The organism is Ramlibacter algicola (genome assembly GCF_016641735.1).
GTDB lineage: Bacteria > Pseudomonadota > Gammaproteobacteria > Burkholderiales > Burkholderiaceae_C > Ramlibacter > Ramlibacter algicola.
Genome location: NZ_JAEDAO010000001.1, coordinates 3,646,932 through 3,666,626, shown reverse-complemented (window position 1 = coordinate 3,666,626; position 19,695 = coordinate 3,646,932). Strand labels below are relative to the sequence as shown.

At 70.7% G+C, this 19,695-nt stretch carries 11 protein-coding genes; 10 read left to right on the top strand and 1 reads right to left on the bottom strand.

What is annotated here, in order from left to right; translation table 11 throughout:
- Window positions 1-340 precede the first annotated feature (340 nt).
- From I8E28_RS17935 to I8E28_RS17905, 7 genes are read left to right on the top strand one after another with little or no spacing between them, the layout of a single operon-like run.
- The gene (locus I8E28_RS17935) at window positions 341-550 is read left to right on the top strand and encodes a formate dehydrogenase (protein WP_200789577.1); all 210 of its coding nucleotides are present in this window, start codon (window positions 341-343) and stop codon (window positions 548-550) included.
- A gap of 25 nt (window positions 551-575) precedes the next feature.
- Complete coding sequence (locus tag I8E28_RS17930; protein ID WP_200789576.1) at window positions 576-3,560, top strand: formate dehydrogenase subunit alpha; 2,985 nt, start codon at window positions 576-578, stop codon at window positions 3,558-3,560.
- Window positions 3,561-3,575: 15 nt separating this feature from the next.
- Window positions 3,576-4,196: a formate dehydrogenase FDH3 subunit beta gene (gene fdh3B / locus I8E28_RS17925; protein WP_200789575.1), complete on the top strand. Its 621-nt coding sequence runs from the start codon at window positions 3,576-3,578 to the stop codon at window positions 4,194-4,196.
- Window positions 4,193-4,417, top strand: a complete 225-nt coding sequence (locus I8E28_RS17920) for a hypothetical protein (RefSeq protein WP_200789574.1) — start codon at window positions 4,193-4,195, stop codon at window positions 4,415-4,417. The genes fdh3B and I8E28_RS17920 overlap by 4 nt, the downstream gene beginning before the upstream one ends.
- Window positions 4,401-5,636 (top strand): formate dehydrogenase subunit gamma, encoded by a 1,236-nt coding sequence (locus I8E28_RS17915; protein ID WP_200789573.1) that lies wholly within the window; start codon window positions 4,401-4,403, stop codon window positions 5,634-5,636. Before I8E28_RS17920 ends, I8E28_RS17915 begins: the two co-directional genes overlap by 17 nt.
- Window positions 5,637-5,651: 15 nt before the next feature.
- Window positions 5,652-6,101 carry a hypothetical protein gene (locus tag I8E28_RS17910; protein WP_200789572.1) on the top strand — a complete coding sequence of 150 codons (450 nt, stop codon included), beginning with the start codon at window positions 5,652-5,654 and terminating at the stop codon, window positions 6,099-6,101.
- 44 nt (window positions 6,102-6,145) lie between these two features.
- Window positions 6,146-6,961, top strand: coding sequence for a formate dehydrogenase accessory sulfurtransferase FdhD (locus I8E28_RS17905; RefSeq protein ID WP_200789571.1), 816 nt, complete (start codon window positions 6,146-6,148; stop codon window positions 6,959-6,961).
- Between the two features lie 126 nt (window positions 6,962-7,087).
- Here I8E28_RS17905 and I8E28_RS17900 read toward each other — a convergent pair whose 3' ends face one another.
- Window positions 7,088-7,891, bottom strand: a complete 804-nt coding sequence (locus I8E28_RS17900; protein ID WP_239027265.1) for a polysaccharide deacetylase family protein — start codon at window positions 7,889-7,891, stop codon at window positions 7,088-7,090.
- Window positions 7,892-7,998: 107 nt separating this feature from the next.
- Here I8E28_RS17900 and I8E28_RS17895 point away from each other — a divergent pair, with 107 nt between their 5' ends.
- The 3 genes from I8E28_RS17895 to I8E28_RS17885 are packed head-to-tail and all read left to right on the top strand — an operon-like array spanning window position 7,999 to window position 19,654.
- Window positions 7,999-8,775 carry a 4'-phosphopantetheinyl transferase family protein gene (locus I8E28_RS17895; RefSeq protein WP_200789570.1) on the top strand — a complete coding sequence of 259 codons (777 nt, stop codon included), beginning with the start codon at window positions 7,999-8,001 and terminating at the stop codon, window positions 8,773-8,775.
- 21 nt (window positions 8,776-8,796) lie between these two features.
- A complete protein-coding gene (locus tag I8E28_RS17890; protein ID WP_200789569.1) occupies window positions 8,797-13,326 on the top strand; it encodes a MupA/Atu3671 family FMN-dependent luciferase-like monooxygenase in 4,530 nt (1,509 codons plus the stop codon).
- A gap of 10 nt (window positions 13,327-13,336) precedes the next feature.
- Window positions 13,337-19,654, top strand: a complete 6,318-nt coding sequence (locus I8E28_RS17885) for a type I polyketide synthase (RefSeq protein ID WP_200789568.1) — start codon at window positions 13,337-13,339, stop codon at window positions 19,652-19,654.
- Window positions 19,655-19,695: the final 41 nt, after the last annotated feature.

The window sequence follows — 19,695 nt, the reverse complement described above, 5'->3', positions numbered from 1 at the left end:
TCTGCCTGGCGCTCGCAGGGTTCTCGGCAGGGAAGGCAGGCAGGAAGAAGACCGAAGACGCAGAAGAAGCGAGGACCTCGGGGACCTTCCTGTGGCTTCTGCGCTTCTGTCTTCCTTCTGCGTTGGAGACCTGCTGCGCCAGCAGCAGTCCGGATGAACGTCCGGGCAGCGGGCTGTATTCCATTTGTTCGCATGCATCGGGCCGACCCGACAGTTCGCTGACACTTCTCTTACACCGACCACCGTGCTCGGGTACGTGTTTCCCCCCGCGCTTCTTTGGTGCGTGCGGGTCTATGCTCGCCTCTGCATAGGCCCCCGTCCGGCCAGATAGGAGACAACCGTGCCGCAATCCCCCAGCAAGCTGTCGCGCCGCACCTTGTTCGCCGGTGCGGGTACCGCCGGCGCCCTCGCCACCGCCGCGGCCCTGCTGCCCGGCGCGCGCGAAGCCGCCACGGACCTCGTGAAAGCGCCGAAGGAGCCGCCCGCGCGAGGCGGCGGGTACGAGCTCTCCGAGCACGTCCAGCGCTACTACCGCACCACCCGCGTCTAACCCTCCGCCTTCCCCGGAGACCACCATGCTGCTCACCAAGAAACCGCACGCCGGCACGCCGGCACGTGCCGAGGGCGCGCGTTCGCCCTTCGTCCACAGCCTGCAGCGCGGCCTGTCGCACGCGCTCCCGACGCTCGATCGCCGCAGCTTCCTGCGCCGCTCGGGCCTGGGCGTCGGCGTCGGCCTCGCCGCCTCCAGCCTGACCCTGGTCAAGAAGGCCAAGGCCGCCGAAGGCCGCGAAACCGCGGTCGGCCAGGGCAAGGTCGAAATCAAGCGCACCGTCTGCTCGCACTGCTCCGTCGGCTGCGCGGTCGACGCGGTGGTCGAGAACGGCGTGTGGGTGCGCCAGGAACCGGTGTTCGATTCGCCGATCAACCTGGGCGCGCACTGCGCCAAGGGCGCGGCGCTGCGCGAGCACGGCCACGGCGAGTACCGCCTGCGCTACCCGATGAAGCTGGTGAACGGCAAGTACGAGCGCATCAGCTGGGACCAGGCCTACAACGAGATCGCCGCGAAGATGCAGGAGCTGCGCAAGGCGAGCGGCCCCGACTCGATCTTCTGGATCGGCTCCTCGAAGCACAACAACGAGCAGTCGTACCTGATGCGCAAGTTCGTCAGCCTGTGGGGCAGCAACAACTGCGACCACCAGGCGCGCATCTGCCACTCCACCACCGTCGCCGGCGTCGCCAACACGTGGGGCTACGGCGCGATGACGAACTCGTACAACGACATGCAGAACAGCAAGGCTGCTCTGTACATCGGGTCGAACGCCGCCGAAGCGCACCCCGTCTCCATGCTGCACATGCTGCACGCCAAGGAGAACGGCACCAAGATGATCGTGTGCGACCCGCGCTTCACGCGCACGGCCGCCAAGGCGGACCAGTACATCCGCTTCCGCTCGGGCAGCGACATCCCGCTGCTGTTCGGCATCCTGTACCACGTCTTCAAGAACGGCTGGGAAGACAAGAAGTACATCAACGACCGCGTCTACGGCATGGACAAGGTCCGCGAGGAAGTGCTCGCCAAGTGGACGCCCGACAAGGTGTTCGAGGCCAGCGGCGTGCCCGAGGACCAGGTGTTCAAGGCCGCCGAGACGCTGGCGATGAACCGCCCGTCCACCATCGTGTGGTGCATGGGCCAGACGCAGCACTCCATCGGCAACGCGATGGTGCGCGCCACCTGCATCCTGCAGCTCGCGCTGGGCAACATCGGCGTGTCCGGCGGCGGCGCGAACATCTTCCGCGGCCACGACAACGTGCAGGGCGCCACCGACATCGGGCCCAACCCCGACTCGCTGCCCGGCTACTACGGCCTGGCCGAAGGCTCCTGGCGCCACTTCGCCAAGGGCTGGGGCGTCGACTACGACTGGATCAAGGCCCGCTACGCCAGCCCGACGATGATGACCAAGCCGGGCATGACCGTCTCGCGCTGGATCGACGGCGTGCTGGAGAAGAACGAGCTGATCGACCAGGACTCCAACCTGCGCGGCGTCGTCTACTGGGGCCACGCGCCCAACTCGCAGTCGCGCGGCTACGAGATGAAGAAGGCGATGGACAAGCTGGACCTGCTCGTCGTCATCGACCCGTACCCGTCGGCCACCGCGGCCATGGCCGCCATGCCGGGCAAGGAGGGCGACCTCAACCCGAACCGCGCGGTGTACCTGCTGCCGGCCGCGACGCAGTTCGAGACCAGCGGCTCGGTGACGGCGTCCAACCGCTCGCTGCAGTGGCGCGAGAAGGTGATCGATCCGCTGTGGGAGAGCCGCAGCGACCACATGATCATGTACCAGCTGGCCGAGAAGCTCGGCTTCGGCAAGGAACTGGTCAAGAACTTCAAGATGCAGAAGGTCAAGGGACTGGACGAACCGGTGCCCGAGGACATCCTGCGCGAGATCAACAAGACCAACTGGACCATCGGCTACACGGGCCAGAGCCCCGAGCGGCTGAAGGCGCACATGCGCGGCATGCACATGTTCGACGTCAAGTCGCTGCGCGCCAAGGGCAGCTGGGTCGACAAGGAAACCGGCTACGACATCGCCGGCGACTACTTCGGCCTGCCCTGGCCCTGCTACGGCACGCCGGAGCTCAAGCACCCCGGCACGCACGTCCTGTACAACACCAACCAGCACGTCATGGACGGCGGCGGCAACTTCCGCGCCAACTTCGGTGTCGAGAAGGACGGCGTCAACCTGCTGGCCGAGGACGGCTCCGCGTCCAAGGGCGCGGACATCCAGACCGGCTACCCCGAGTTCGACCACGTCCTGCTCAAGAAGCTGGGCTGGTGGGACGAACTGACCGATGCCGAGAAGGCGCTGGCCGAGGGCAAGAACTGGAAGACCGACATGTCCGGCGGCATCATCCGCGTGGCCATGAAGAACCACGGCTGCCACTGCTTCGGCAACGCCAAGGCGCGCGCGATCGTCTGGAACTTCCCGGACGGCATCCCGCAGCACCGCGAGCCGATCTACAGCACGCGGCCGGACCTCGTCGCCAAGTACCCGACGCACGACGACAAGAAGGCGTTCTGGCGCCTGCCCACGCTGTACAAGACGCTGCAGCAGAAGAACCTGGCCGACAACGTCGCGCAGAAGTTCCCGCTGATCCTCAGCTCGGGCCGCCTGGTCGAGTACGAAGGCGGCGGCGAAGAGACGCGGTCCAACCCGTGGCTGGCCGAGCTGCAGCAGGAAGCCTTCGTGGAGATCAACCCGAAGGCGGCCGCCGACCGCGGCATCCGCAACGGCGAATTCGTCTGGCTGCACAGCCCGACTGGCGCCAAGCTGAAGGTGCAGGCGCTGGTCACCGAGCGCGTCGGCCCCGATACCGTGTGGATGCCGTTCCACTTCTCCGGCCGCTGGCAGGGCGTCGACATGCTGCCGTACTACCCGGCGGGTGCCCACCCGGTGGTGCGCGGCGAGGCGGTCAACACCGCGACGACTTACGGCTACGACTCCGTCACGATGATGCAGGAGACGAAGACCACGATCTGCAACATCGAGCGGTTCACCGCCTGATCGAGGGAGACGACCATGGCCCGAATGAAATTCATCTGCGACGCGGAACGCTGCATCGAATGCAACGGCTGCGTCACCGCGTGCAAGAACGAGCACGAGATCCCCTGGGGCGTGAACCGCCGCCGAGTCGTCACGCTCAATGACGGCGTGCCCGGCGAGAAGTCGATCTCGGTCGCCTGCATGCACTGCTCGGACGCGCCCTGCATGGCGGTGTGCCCGGTCAACTGCTTCTACCGCACCGAGGAAGGCGTCGTGCTGCACGACAAGGACGTGTGCATCGGTTGCGGCTACTGCAGCTACGCCTGCCCGTTCGGCGCGCCACAGTTCCCGGCGTCGGGCACGTTCGGCGTGCGCGGCAAGATGGACAAGTGCACGTTCTGCGCCGGCGGCCCCGAGGCCAACGGCTCGGAGGCCGAGTTCGACAAGTACGGCCGCAACCGCCTGGCCGAAGGCAAGCTGCCCGCCTGCGCCGAGATGTGCTCCACCAAGGCGCTGCTCGCCGGCGACGGCGACGTGGTCGCCGACATCTTCCGCAACCGGGTCGTCAAGCGCGGCAAGGGCGCTGAAGTCTGGGGCTGGGGCACCGCCTACGGCACCCAGCAGCAGGCGGCCGCACCCACGGGGACCAAGTCATGAAGCACGCGATCCTCCTGGCGGCCTGCGCGTTCGCGCTGGCCGCGTGCGGCGACAAGCCGCAGACGCTGCGCAGCGGCAACCGTCCCGACACGTCGCCCTCGCAAGGCACCGGCGTGGCCGCTTTCCAGGCCGGCACCTGGAAGGCCGGCGACAAGGCCGCCTGGGAGCAGCAGATGAAGGTCCGCGCCGCGGGGCAGAACGACTATGTCAAGGTCAACTGAACTCGCACGCTGGATCGCAGGCGCCGCACTGGCGCTCGTGATGGGCGGTGCGTTCGCGCAGGCCAACCAGCCGGCGGACAGCACGACGGCCGGCGCCAGGCCGGCGGCACCTGCGGCGGCGGCCGCGTCGGCCCCCGCGGCCGGCGGGCTCGGCGGCATCCAGGGCCAGAACATCTTCACGATCAAGGACGCGAGCAACGAGCCGGACTACGCCAAGCAGACCAATGGCGAGCGCGCCAAGGTCCAGCCGGGCAACAACGCGCCGATGTGGCGCGCGGTCGGCGCCGGCGCGCAGGGCTACACGTCGCTGCCGAAGTCCGAAGCGCCGGAGGCCGGCGTGCTGGTGCAGCCGTTCGTGACCTACCCGGGTTCGCGCCACACCACCGCCGGCGAAGCGTGGCGGCAGGTGCGCAACAACTGGCTCATCCCCTACGGCGGCTCCCTGGTGCTGATCGTGCTGGGCGCGCTGGCGATCTTCTATTTCGCCCGCGGGCCGCTGGGCCACAGCGACGCGCTCGACGGCGGCGCCCGCATCGAGCGCTTCACGCCGTTCGAGCGCGCCGCGCACTGGGCGAACGCCATCGCGTTCAGCATCCTGGCGATCTCCGGCCTGGTGATGGCGTTCGGCAAGTTCTTCCTGTTGCCGCTGATCGGCGGCCAGCTGTTCGGCTGGCTCACGTACGCGCTGAAGAACCTGCACAACTTCGTCGGCCCGCTGTTCGTCGTGTCCCTCATCATCATCTTCGTCACCTTCCTGCGCGACAACTTCCCGCGCAAGGGCGACATGCGCTGGGCGCTGCGCCTGGGCGGCATGCTGTCCAGGGACCCGAACGGCGAGCTGCCGTCGCACCGCTTCAACGCGGGCGAGAAGCTGGTGTTCTGGGGCGGCGTGCTGCTGCTCGGCTTCTTCGTCACCACCTCCGGCCTGGTGCTCGACAAGCTGTGGCCCGCCATCACGTACGACCGCCAGGCGATGCAGTACGCGCACATGGTCCACGCCGTCTCGACGATGCTGATGATCGTGGTGTTCCTGGGCCACATCTACATCGGCACCATCGGCATGCGCGGCGCGTACACCGCCATGCGCCGCGGCTGGGTGGGCGAGGCCTGGGCGAAAGAGCACCACGCCTACTGGTACGACGACATCCGGGCGGGCAAGATCCCCGCCGAACGCAGCACGCAGCCGGCGGTCCCCGCCGAACCTGCCCGAGCCGCCTGACCGCGAGACACGACCATGATCCAGCGCCTCCTTCCCGCCCTGCTGCTGGCCGCCCTCGGCGGCGTCGCTTCCGCCAAGATCCCGGCCCCGCCGCAGGACGAGGCGGCCAAGTCCAAGGCCGCCGAAGCCGCTGCCAAGACCGCGTGGCAGACCAAGGTCGACTCGTACAAGCTGTGCAAGTCGCAGGACGTGATCGCCGCCAAGTACGGCAACAAGTCCGCCGCCAAGGCGTCCGCTGCCGCGGCGTCCAAGCCCGCGGGCGCCGCCTCCGGGCCGACGTCGACGCCGGTCGCAGCGTCCGTCCCGCCGCCGTGCACCGACCCCGGCCCGTTCGCGTCCAACGCGCCGAAGGAGACGCCGCTGGAAACCTCCGGCGCGCACTCGCCCGCCGGCACCGCGACCAAGCCGCCCAGCGTCAACGCGACGTCGGGCCAGATGCAGCCGGCCAAGAAGTCGGCCAACTAGGCCCCGTGCCGCGCCGGCCTCCGGGCCGGTGCGACACTCGCGCGATGCTGCCTCGCCTGACCCAGGCCACCGCGCCCCTCACCCGCACCATCGAAGCCGTCGACGAGACCGGCCAGGCGCAGCACGTCGCCATCCCGGCCGAGCGCGACCTCACCGTCTATGTCGACAAGCGCGAACTCGTCACGCTGATGACGCTGGGCGCGCATCCCGAGTGGCTGGTGCTCGGCTACCTGCGCAACCAGCGGCTCGTGCGGTCGCTCGACGAGGTCGAGTCGGTCACCGTCGACTGGGAAGTCGGCAGCGCCGCGGTGAAGACCCGCAGCGGCATCGAACGCATCGAGGAACGCACCAGCAAGCGCGTGGTGACCACCGGCTGCGGCCAGGGCAGCGTGTTCGGCGCGCTGATGGACGAGGTGGAATCGCTGCGCTTGCCCGACGCCACGCTCACGCAGGCCACGCTCTACGCCATCGTCGACGCGATCCGGCTGCAGGAGAGCACGTACAAGTCCGCCGGCTCGGTGCACGGCTGCGCGCTGTTCCGCGGCAGCGAGCTGCTGCTGTTCGTCGAGGACGTCGGCCGCCACAACGCCATCGACACCATCGCGGGCTGGATGTGGATGCGGCCCGAACCCGTCGACCGCGGGGCGGAGCCGCTGGTGTTCTACACGACGGGGCGGCTGACGAGCGAGATGGTGATCAAGTCCGCCCAGATGGGCGTGGCGATCGTCGTGTCCCGCAGTGGCATGACCGAAATGGGCTGGTCCATCGCCGACCGCCTGGGCCTGTGCACCATCGGCCGCGCGCTGAACAGGCGGTTCCTCTGCTACACGGGCAAGGAGCGGCTGCTTATCGCAGCCTGATCTCAACGCAGAGGACGCAGAACAGGGACAGAAGGCGCAGAAAAAAGAGGGAGCGAACCTCTTTGCACTCTATCTGCTTCCTTCTGTCTTCCTTCTGCGCTTCTGCCTGCCCTCTGCGTTGAGAAATCAACAGGCCGCCGGCAAGGCGGCCGCACCACGGCGGCGGGAACGCCACTCCAGCCAGGGCGTGGCGACGTGCAGCACGGTCCGCGCGATCGGGTCGTCGAGTTCCACGGACACGCGCGGCAACCGGAACATGTCATCGCCCTCCTGCGTGCGCGCGCTGACGATCGTGGTGGCGCTGGTGTAGCCGGCTTCGCGGACCATCTCGGCGTGCTCGGCGCGGTGGCCGCCGTAGGGGTAGCAGAAGCTGCGCACCGGGACGCCCAGCACGTCCTCGAGGTCGAGCCGCGAACCGGTGATCTCCTCGCGCGCGGTCGTGTCGTCGCACTGCGCGAGGTTCACGTGGTTGCGCGTGTGCGAGCCCACCTCCATGCCGGCGTCGATCCATTCGCGCAGTTCCGCCGCGGTCATCAGCGGTGATGGCGGCACGCCCAGCGCGTGGTCCCACGCGTTCGTGCCGCCGAGCTGGCCGCTGACCATGAACACCGTCGCGCTGAAGCCCAGCCGTTGCAGCACCGGCAGCGCGTGCCGCAGGTTGTTGCGGTAACCATCGTCGAAAGTGATCCCGACGACCTTGCCGTGGCGCTCGCCGCGCAGGTACGGTTGCAGCTCGCGCATCGACAGGCCCTGCCAGCCGAGGGCGCGCAACGCCTGCAGCTGCGCTGCAAGCCGCCATGGCGGCAACACGAGCGACCGCACCGGCGTGCCACGCGGCGGCGGCCGGTCGACCTGGTGGTACGACAGGATGGGAATCGCCGCGCGACTCATCCGTGGGGCGCCGCGGTCCGGTGGCTCGGCCTTCGACATGCGCACGAGTTTGCTCGACGCAACGCACGCGCGCGGGAGCCGTAGTCCGTCCGGGCCACTGAAGCGCACAAGGGCTTGCCTGACCGGCACCATCGCCGCGTCAGGAAATGCAACCAGGGAGTCCGATGCAGGTTGGGGCGATCGAGGTGTGGACGGCACGGCCGGACGGCGTCGGCGCCTCCGCGTGCGAGACCCTGCGCGCGCTGCTGGATGCCGGCGAGCGTGAACGCGCCGATGCGTTCCGCTTCGACGTCGACCGCAACGCCTTCATCCTCGCTCACGCCCTGCGCCGCATGGCGCTCGGCACCGCGCTCGGCGCGGACCCGAGCGAGTTGCGTTTCGGCACCGCCGCCCACGGCCGCCCCGTGCTGCTCGATGCGCCAGAGGCGCCCGCCTTCAGCCTCACGCGCAGCCGCGGCCTCGTCGCTTGCGCGGTGGGCCGCGTCACGCGCCTGGGTGTGGACGTGGAAACCGTGAATGCGTCGGTGCAGGCCTCGGTGCTCGACCCCTTCGTGGTCGCGCTGCCCGACGCCGAACCGGTGGACCTGTTCCTGCAATGGACCGCGCTGGAGGCGTACTGGAAGGCGCAGGGCACCGGCCTGTCGGCGTCGAACCCGCGCATCGGGCTGCGGCCGTTCGCGGGCGACGACTGCTTCGAGGTCATCGACGGCAACACGCTGCTGCCCGTCGGCACCGTCGTGTTGCGCCTGCCCGCGCCCGAAGGCCATGCGCTGGCGCTCGCGAGCGACGAACTCGGCGACGTGCGCCTGGTCCAGCTCGACGGGCTGGCCACGCGCCGCTTCGCGGAAGAGCACCGAGGAATTGCAATTTGTAAACAACGTCACTGCGCGGAAGCCCAGGCTTCTAGCATCGTTGATCCGTAACCCGCTGTACCTGAGAACGAAATGACGACGACAACGGCTGTGTTCGTGGGGGATGGGAGCCTGCTGGTGCAATGCGCCGAAGCGTGGCGCCGTGCCGGCCACTCGGTGGCCGCCGTGGTGTCGGGCAGCAGCGCGAATCTCGACTGGGCGCGCGCGCAGGACGTGCGCGCGATCGCGATGGAAGGCGAGTGGGGTGCCCAGCTCGATGGCCTCCGCTTCGACTACCTGTTCAGCGTCGCCAACCTGCGCATGCTGCCGCAGGCGGTGCTGGAGCGCGCGGGCCAGCTCGCGATCAACTTCCACGATGCGCTGCTGCCTCGCTACGCGGGCCTCAACGCCACCTGCTGGGCGCTGATGGCCGGCGAGGGCGTGCACGGCGTCACGTGGCACGAGATGACCGCGCGTGCCGATGCCGGCCGCATCGTGCGGCAGGGTTCGTTCGAGGTGTCGCCCGCCGAAACGGCGCTGAGCCTGAACGCCAAGTGCTACGAAGCCGGCCTCGCGGCCTTCACGCAGATCGCCGACGACATCGCGCATGACCGCCTCGCGCTGGCGGCGCAAAGCGGCGAGCGCACCTACTTCGGCCGCCACAAGCGCCCCGCGCTGCTGGCGACACTGGACTTCACGCGGCCCGCCCAGGAACTCGCCGCGCTCGTGCGCGCGCTCGACTTCGGCCAGTACGCCAACCCGCTCGGCCGCGCCAAGGTGCTGGCGGGCGACGAGCTCGTGCTCGTGCGCAGCGCCGAAGTGCGCGACGGCTTGGCCAGCGCCGCGCCCGGCACGGTGCTCGGCGTGCAGGGCGACACCCTTCGCGTCGCCGCGCTGGGCGGCGAGCTGGTGCTCGGCGGCTGCACGACCCTGGAGGGTGGCGCACCGCGCGTGCAGCCAGGCGCCGTGCTCGGCGTTCCGGAGGCTGCACGCAGCCGCCTGCAGGATCGCCTCGACTCCATCGCCAAGGGCGAGTCGCACTGGACCGACGTGCTGCATGCGCTGGCGCCGGTCGAACTGCCGTACCCGCGCCGCAACGAAGCGGGCGTTGCCGGCGTGCAGAAGCACCACCTCGGCGTGGCACCGCCGGCACCGGTGGTGCTGGCCGCTTTCCATGCGTGGCTCTCGATGCTCACGGGCCAGGAGCGCACCAGCGTTCTCTACACCGACGCGTCGCTGCAGGAGCAGGCCCATGGCCTCGAGCCCTGGCTGGACGCCTGGGTGCCGATGACGGCCAGCGTGCCACCGACGCTGGCGACGCTGCAATTCACTGGCGTCCTGGAGCGCACGCTGTCGCACGCGCGCAGCGCCGGCCCGCTGACGCGCGACCTGCCGTCGCGCCTGGGCGAGCGCTCCGTGCCGCTGGCGGCGCTGCGCAAGGTCGCGCTGGCGCTGGCGCCGCAATCGCTGCCGGCGGGCTGCGAGGCGCTGCTCACCGTCGATGCACGCGGCGACCTGGAACTGCTGCTCGACGACGCCGTGTTCGCGCCCGACGCAGGCGTCGCGATGGCCGCCCAGCTGCAAGCCTGGCTGCACGCGTTCGCGCAAGGGCAGGGGCCCATCGGCGAGCTGCCGCTGCTGCCGTCTGCCGAGCAGGACAGCGTGGCGCGCCTGTCGCGGGCCGCGTCGGCGTTCGACAAGCAAGCCTGCGTGCACACGCTGATCGCGGCGCAGGCCGCGCGCACGCCCGAGCAGGTCGCGGTCACCACCGGTCCCGAATCGCTCACCTACGCCCAGCTGGAGGAGCAATCCACGGCGCTCGCAAACCGCCTGGTCGCCCGCGGCGTGCGCGCTGGCGACATCGTCGGCCTGTGCCTGCCGCGCACTCCGGCGCTGCTGGTCGCCGTGCTGGCGACGATGAAGGCCGGCGCCGCCTACCTGCCGCTCGACCCCGAGTACCCGAAGGACCGGCTGCAGTTCATGGTCGAAGACGCCAATGCGCCCGTGGTGCTGGTCAGCGCCCCGTCCGCCACCGCGATCGACGTCGACGCCGGCCGCATGCTGCGCATCGACCAGCCTGAGGCCGTCGCGCCGCAAGCGCTGCCCGAAGCCGATGCGCGCCGTCCGGCCTACGTGATCTACACCTCGGGCTCCACCGGCAAGCCCAAGGGCGTCGTGGTCACGCAGCGCAACGTGATGAACTTCTTCGCGGGCATGGACGAACGCGTCCCGCGCGAAGAAGGCTCCAAGTGGTTGGCCGTCACCAGCCTGTCGTTCGACATCTCGGTGCTGGAGCTGTACTGGACGCTCGCGCGTGGCGTGACGGTGGTGCTGCACTCCGACACCGCCGCGGCGCCGGTGAAGGCCCCCGAGTTCAGCCTGTTCTACTTCGCCAGCGACGAGTCGAGCGACACGCGCGACAGCTACCGGCTGCTGCTGGAAGGCGCGAAGTTCGCCGACCGCGAAGGCTTCTCGGCCGTGTGGACGCCCGAGCGCCACTTCCACGCCTTCGGCGGGCTGTATCCCAACCCCGTCGTCACCGCCGCCGCGCTGGCGACGATGACGACGCGCGTGCAGATCCGCGCGGGCAGCTGCGTGATCCCGCTGCACCACCCGGTGCGCGTGGCCGAGGACTGGGCGTTCGTCGACAACCTGTCCAATGGCCGCGTCGGCATCTCCTTCGCGTCCGGCTGGCAGCCGAACGACTTCGTGCTCGCGCCGCAGAACTTCGCCAACCGCCAGCAGGTGATGGTCGAGCACATCGACACCGTGCGGCGCCTGTGGAAGGGCGAGGCGGTGCCGTTCCCCGGCCCCAAAGGCGACCAGGTGCCCACGCGCACGCTGCCGCGGCCGGTGCAGCAGGACATCCCGGTGTGGATCACCGCGGCGGGCAACCCGAAGACCTTCGAGCAGGCCGGCACCATGGGCTGCCGCTTGCTGACGCACCTGCTGGGCCAGACGGTGGACGACGTCGCCGAGAAGCTGCGCCTGTACCGCGCGGCGTGGAAGGCAGCCGGCCACCCCGGCGAGGGCCACGTCACGCTGATGCTGCACACCTACGTCGACGACGACGAGGACCGGGCGCGCGAGACGGCGCGCCAGCCGATGAAGAACTACCTTCGCGGCGCGATGGACCTGGTGCGCAAGGCCGCCTGGACCTTCCCGACCTTCGTGCAACGCGCGGCCGCCGACGGCCGCACGCCGCAGGAGATCATGGACGCCGCGCCGCTGTCGCCCGCGGAAACCGACGCGCTGCTGGACCACGCGTTCCAGCGCTACTACGGCAGCAGCGCGCTGATCGGCACGCCGCAGCGCTGCCTGGACATGGTGCGCAAGGTGCAAGACGCCGGCGTCGACGAGATCGCCTGCCTGGTCGACTTCGGCATCGCGCCCGACACCGTGCTGGCCAGCCTGCCGCAACTGAAGGCTTTGATGGAAGCCAGCCGCGCGCCCGCCGCCAGCACCCGCCGCGTGTCCGTCGCGGAGAACGCGCTGCAGCACGGCGTGACGCACCTGCAGTGCACGCCCTCGATGGCGGCGATGCTGCTGGCCGACGCGCCGGGCCGCGCCGCGCTGTCCAGGCTGCGCGCGATGATGGTCGGTGGCGAGGCGTTGCCGCTGGAGATGGCAACGCAGTTGCGCTCGCTGGTGCCCGGTGCGCTGCTGAACATGTACGGCCCGACCGAGACCACGGTGTGGTCGACGACGGCCAATCTCGAGAAGCTCGACGGCCGCGTGCCGCTGGGCGAACCGATCGCCAACACGCAACTGTCGATCCGTACCCCCTGGGGCGCCGAATGCCCCGCGCTCGTGCCGGGCGAGCTGTTCATCGGCGGCGACGGCGTGACCGACGGCTACCTGCACCGGCCCGAGCTGAACGCCGAGCGCTTCGTGCAAGACGCGAACGGCGCGCGCTGGTACCGCACCGGCGACCTGGTGCGCCGCCTGCCCGACGGCTCGATCGACTTCCTGGGCCGCATCGACCACCAGGTCAAGCTGCGCGGCCATCGCATCGAACTGGGCGAGATCGAGAGCGTGCTGCTGCGCCAGGACGGCGTGAAGCAGGCGGTGGTGGTGGCGCGTGACGACGCCAGCGGCCAGAAATTCCTGGCCGGCTACGTGACCGGCAAGCCGGGCACGCACGTGCAAGGCACGGCGCTGCGCGAAGCGGTGGCGCGGGCGCTGCCCGAGATCATGGTGCCGGCGGTGGTGATGGTGCTGCCCGCACTGCCGATGACGCCCAACGGCAAGGTCGACCGCAAGCAGCTGCCCGACCCGCGCGTCGCCGCCGCGCCGCGCAGCGCAATAGCGCCGGAGAACGCGATGGAGACCACCATCGCGGGCATCTGGCAGGACGTGCTGGGCCTGGAAGCGGTCGGCACGACCGAGAACTTCTTCGACCTCGGCGGCCACTCGCTGCTCGTGGTGCAGGTGCAGCGTCGCCTGCGCGAGGCCACGGGGCAGGAAGTGCCCATCACCGACATGTTCCGCCTGCCGACGATCCGCGCGCTCGCCGCGCACCTGTCCGGCGGCGCCCAATCGACCGCCGTCTCGCAAGGCCAGAGCCGCGCCCAGGCGCGCCGCATGCTGCGCAACCGCCACCTGGCCACCCCGACGGCCTGATGCATCACCCATGAACGATCCCATCCTCGACACCCTCGAGCCCGGCTGCATCGCCGTCGTCGGGCTGGCGGGCCGCTTTCCCGCCGCCCGCACGCCGGGCGAGCTGTGGAAGCTGCTCGCCGCGGGCCGCGAGGCGACGCAATGGCTCTCCGACGAGGAACTGCGCGCCGCCGGCGTCAGCGAGGAGGAGCTCGCCGACCCCAACTACGTGCGCGCCAGCCTCGTGCTGCCCGACATGGAGATGTTCGACGCCGAGTTCTTCGGCTTCTCCAAGCGCGACGCCGCCATCCTGGACCCGCAGCACCGCCACTTCCTGGAAGCGTGCTGGGAAGCGCTGGAGGACGCGGGCCATCCGCCCGAGAAGTTCGAAGGCGCGATCGGCGTGTTCGGCGGCTGCGGCATGCAGGCCTACCTGCCGTACAACCTGCTGTCGAATCCGGAGCTGAAGAAGTCGGTCGGCCTGTTCCTGCTGCGGCACACCGGCAACGACAAGGATTTCCTCACCACCCGCGTGTCGTACCTGCTGGACCTCAAGGGCCCCAGCGTCGGCGTCCAGACCGCCTGCTCCACCTCGCTCGTCGCGGTGCACGTCGCGGCGCAGAGCCTGCTGGCCGGCGAGTGCGACATGGCGCTGGCCGGCGCGGCCAGCATCGAGCTGCCGCACCGCCACGGCTACCGCTTCGCCGAAGGCGAGATCCTGGCGCCCGACGGCCATTGCCGCGCGTTCGACGAGAGCGCCAGCGGCACGCTGTTCGGCAGCGGCACCGGCGTCGTCGTGCTGCGCCGCCTCGAGGACGCGGTGCGCGACCGCGACAACATCTACGCCGTGATCCGCGGCTCGGCCGTCAACAACGACGGCTCGCAGAAGGCGGGCTACCTGGCGCCCAGCGTGGACGGCCAGGCGCGTGCCGCGGTCGAGGCGCTGGCGGTCGCCAACGTCGACCCGTCGACCATCAACTACGTCGAGGCGCACGGCACCGGGACGGCGGTCGGCGACCCCATCGAAGTGGCTGCGCTGACGCAGGCCTACGGCGAAGGCGGGCGCGGCTTTGCCGGCATCGGTTCGCTGAAGACCAACATCGGCCACCTGGACACGGCTGCCGGCGTCGCGTCGCTGATCAAGGTGTCGCTCGCGATGCGGCATGGCCTGATCCCGGCCACGCTGAACTTCACCCGTCCCAACAGCCGCTTCGACATCGACAAGACGCCGTTCCGCGTCGTCAACGAAGCGCGTGAATGGAAGCGCAATGGCACGCCGCGCCGTGCGGCCGTCAACTCGCTGGGGGTGGGCGGCACCAATGCGCACGTCATCGTCGAGGAGCCGCCCACGCTGGCGTCACAGGCGCCCGCCCAACCCTGGCAGGTGCTCACGCTGTCGGCGCGCACGCCGACCTCGCTGGAGCGGCTGAAGGCCAAGTGGAGCGACTTCCTCGCGCAGGCGCCGGCGGACTTCTCGCTGGCCGATGCGGCATTCACCACGCAGGTCGGCCGCCGCGGCTTCGCGCACCGCTGCGCGATCGTCGCGCGCGACGTGCAGGGCCTGGCTGCCGCGCTCGAGACGCGCCAGTCGCCGCGTGTCGCCACCGGCAAGGCCGGCAGCGCCGCGCCGCAGGTCGTGATGATGTTCCCCGGCGGCGGCGCCAGCTACCCGGGCGCCGGCAAGGAGCTGCTCTCGCAGCCGGCGTTCAGGCAGGCCGTCGACGAGTGCTTCGCGCAGATGCCGCTGGAAGCACCGGGCGACCTGCGCAGCGTCATGTTCGACCGCGAGCCGGGCGACGCCACCGCCGCGCGCGCGCTCGAGCAGCCGCGCTACAACATCCCCGCGCTGTTCGTGCTCGAGTACGCCATCGCGCGCCTGTGGCAAAGCTGGGGCGTCCAGCCCGCCGCCGTCATCGGCCACAGCGCGGGCGAATACGCCGCCGCGACCATCGCGGGCGTCATGTCGCTCGCCGACGCGCTGCGCATCGTCGTGCTGCGCGGGCAACTGTTCGAAGCCGTGCCGGCGGGCAGCATGCTCGCGGTCGACATGAACGAGCCGGAACTCCAGGCCGCGATGCAAGGCCTGGAGCTCGACATCGCCGTGATCAACGCGCCCGACCTCTGCATCGCATCGGGCGCCACCGCCTCGATCGAGGAACTGGGCAAGCGCCTGGCCGCGCAAGGGCGCGAAGGCCGCCGGCTGCACATCAACGTCGCGGCGCACTCGCGCCTGCTCGACGGCATCCTGGACCGCTTCCGCCAGGGCATCTCGCGCGTGCGGCTGTCGCCGCCGCAGGTCCCGTTCATCTCCAACCTCACCGGCGACTGGGCCGACGCCACGCTGCTGGCCGACCCCGAGTACTGGGTGCGCCACCTGCGCCAGCCCGTCCGCTATGCCGATGGCGTGGCCAAGCTGCTCGCGATGGGCGACGCGGTGCTGCTCGAGGTGGGGCCTGGCCAAGGCATGTCCGCGCTGGCGCGCCAGAACCTGCAAGGCCAGCAACGCACCATCCTGCCGTCGACCTGCAAGCCGCAGGAAGCGACGGGCGACCTGCCGCTGATGCTCACGTCGGTCGGCACGCTGTGGGCACGCGGCGTGACCCCCGACTGGGACGTGGTGCGTGGCGGCGGCCAGCCGCGGCGCATCTCGCTGCCGACCTACGCGTTCGATCACCAGCGCTACTGGATCGAGCCCGGCAAGGGCGTCGTGGAGGCCGAGGCGAAGCAGCAGGGTCCGCGCATCGCCCGCCTGCCGCAGCAGGACGACTGGTTCGGCACGCCGCAATGGAGTCCGGCACCGTTGCCGCACGCGACCGCGCAATCGGGCGCGCAGTGGCTGGTGTTCGGCAGCGACTCGCCCTTGTCCGCCGGCGTCCTGCGCCGCATCGCGGAAGAAGGCGGCAAGGCGACGCTGGTGCGCGCCGGCACTTCGTTCGCCTCGGCCGCGGACGGCAGCTTCACGATCGATCCCGCCGACGGCGCCGACGCCGAGCGCCTGTTCTCCGCGCTGGAGCAGGCCGGCCGCCTGCCGGACCACGTCGTGCACCTGTGGGCGCTCGACGCCGCGCAGCACGCCGGCCTGGGTGGCCAGGCGCTGGCCTTCGACAGCCTGCTGCATCTCGCGCGCACGCTGCAGGTGATGGACGTACGGCAATCGATCCGCCTGGCCGTCGTCACCGCCGGTGCGCAGGCGGTCGACGGCCGCCGCGTCACGCAGCCCGTCGGCGCGCTCGCGATCGGTCCGTGCCGCGTCATCCCGCGTGAAGTGCCCAGCGTGTCGGCGGTGCTCGTCGATCTCGATCCGGCCGACATCGCCTCCACGGCCGTGGCCCGTGCCATCGTCAGCGAGTGCGTCGCGGCTCCGGGCGTCGACCTGGTCGGCTGGCAGGCGGGCTCGCGCTTCGTCGCCCGCCTCGCGAAGACGCCCGCCCCGGTCGAAGGGGCGCGCGCGAGCGTGCGTGACGAGGGTGTGTACCTGGTCACGGGCGGCCTGGGCGACATCGCCCTCGAATTCGCCGACTGGCTGGCACGCAAGCACCGCGCGCGGCTGGCGCTGGTGAGCCGCCGTGCGCTGCCGGCCCGCGCGCAGTGGGCTGCGGCCGGCCAGGGCACCGACGAAACCGCGCGCCTGGTGCGCCGCCTCGTCGCGCTCGAAGCCAGCGGCGCGCAGGTGGCGACCTACAGCGCCGACGTGGCGGACCGGGATGCGATGGCCAGGGTCGTGGCCGACGTGCGTTCGCGCTGGGGCGCGATCCAAGGCGTGTTCCATGCCGCGGGCACGCTGCACGATGCGCCGATCGCCGCCAAGACGTCGGAGGGCGTGCGCCAGGTGCTGGCGCCCAAGGCCGCCGGCGCGCAGGTGCTGCACGAGCTGCTGCCGCCTGGCGAGCTCGACGTGTTCGCCGTGTTCTCGTCGACCAGCGTCTATCTCGGTCCGCCCGGCCAGGTCGACTACGTGGCGGCCAACGCCTACCTCGATGCGCTCGCCGCGGCGCGTCCCGACGGCCTCGCGATCCACTGGGGCATCTGGGGCGACCAGGGCATGGCCGCGCGCGCGTATGGCAAGGCGCCGCTCGCCCCGGTCGCGTCCGGCCTGCATCCGCTGCTGGGCGCTCGCGCCGACGGCGAGGGCGGTCCCGCATTCGAAGCCGTGTACGACCCGCAGGACCTGTGGGTGCTGCGCGAGCACATGGTGGGCGGCCGCGCCGTGCTGCCCGGCACCGCGTACATCGAGATCGCGCGCGCCGCGATGGCGCAGCTGCATCCCGGCAGCGGGGTCGAGATCCGCTCGCTGTCGTTCGAGGAAGCAATGGTGTTCGAGGGTCCCGCGCGCCGCCAGGTGCGCGTGGACCTGCGCCGCGCGGGCGAGCACTACGAGTTCTCCGTGCGCAGCCGCGTCGACGGAACCGAGCCCTGGCTGCAACACGCGCGCGCCACCGTGGCCCGCTACAAGGGCACGCTGGCGCCCAATCCGCACCGTCCGGCGACCGGCTGGGTGCCCGGCCAGCTGCCGCAGGGCGGCGTCGACTTCGGGCCGCGCTGGCAGAACATCGCGCGCATGCACCTGGACGGCAAGCGCGGCATCGCCGAGATGGCGCTTCCCGAGCGCTTCGCCGCCGACCTGCAGCCGTACGCGCTGCATCCCGCGCTGACCGACATCGCCGCCACCTTCGGGCTGCAGCTGCTCGACGCCTCGGAGCGCAAGGACGCGCTGTTCGTGCCGCTGTCGGTCGACCGCATCCGCATCGTCGCGCCGCTGCCGCTGCGCAGCATCAGCCGCGTCGAACTCAAGGGCTTGCCTGCGGGGCGCAGCCCGGGCCAGGGCCAGTCGCGCTTCGCCTCGTTCGACGTGACGCTGCACACGCCGGAAGGCGCGCCCGTCGCGACGTTCGACGGCTTCAGCCTGCGCGGGGTCGACCCGCAAGCCATGGCTCGCCATGCAGCGGCGCATGCACGGCGCGAGCCCAGCCTCACCGAGGCGATGCTCGCCGCCGGCTTGCGCACCGAGGATGCGCCGGCGCTGTTCGAGCGCGTGCTCACCGAAGGCGTGCGCGACGTGGTGGTGTCGTCGATCTCGCTGTCGGCGATCCGCCGCGCGATGGCAGACGCGGCCCCGAAGCCGCTGCCGCCGGTCGCGTCCAGCCGCGCCCCCGCGCCGTCCGCGGTGCAGCTCAACCCGGTCGAAGCCGGCATCGCCGAGATCTGGCGCGAGCTGCTGGGCATCGACGAGGTCGGTCGCGACGACGACTTCTTCGTCCTCGGCGGCCACTCGCTCGCGGCCGTGCGCCTGTTCGCGCGCATCCGCAAGCAGTGGAACGTCGACCTGCCGCTGGCCACGCTGTTCCAGGCCGCGACGCTGTCGGGCCTGGCCGCGCTCGTCGCGCAGGCCGGCAACCTCGACACCGCGATGCCCGGTGCGCCCGCACAGCCGGCGCCGGCATCGGCCTCGAACGTCATCCAGCTGCCGCGCTCTTGGTCGCCGCTGGTGCCGATCTGCCGCGGCTCGGCCGATCGCCGCCCGCTGTTCTGCGTGCACGGGGCCGGCGGCAACGTGCTGAACTTCAAGGTGATCTCCGACCGGCTCGGCACTGACCAGCCCTTCTACGGCCTGCAGGCGCAGGGCGTGGACGGCCGGCTCGCGCCGCTGCAGTCGATCGAGGCGATGGCGGCGCAGTACATCGAGGCGATCCGCAGCGTCGACCCGACGGGCCCTTACCGGCTCGCGGGCTACTCCGGCGGCGGCGTGATCGCCTACGAGATGGCGCAGCAGCTGCGGCGCGACGGTGCGCAGGTGGAGACGATCATCATGATCGACACCCTGTCGCCCATCGCCGCCGGCCGCCGCGTGCCGCTGTGGCAGAAGTTCTGGCTCAAGCGGCACTGGACGCTGGCGTTCGCGCTCGACACGCCGAAGCGTCGGCGGCGCGGCCGCGAGATGGTGCGCGAATCCGAAGCCGCCCTGGCGAAGATCGCGCGCGGCGAGACGCTGACGCCCGAACTGGTCGAGCATCACCTGTTCCGCACCTTCACCGAGGCGCAGGCGCGCTACCAGCCCCAGCCGTATGAAGGCGACGTGGTCCTGATGCGCGCGGCGCTCGCCGAAACCGTGTACCTGTACGCCGGCCCGAAGCTCGGCTGGGACGACCACGTGCAGGGCCAGGTGCGCGTCACCGTCGTGCATGGCTCGCACTTCACGATGATGGCCGAGCCGGGCGTGTCCGAGGTCATCGAAGGGTTCCGGCGCGAACTGGCGCGGCTCGACGCGGGCCTGCCGCACGCAGCGGACTCTTCGGAGGCAAACGCGACCCTGCGGCCGAGCGCGCCGCGCGGACTGTCGCCCGTGTCCTGACGCGGCTCCTGGCCTCATCCTGAACACTGGGATTCAGGTGA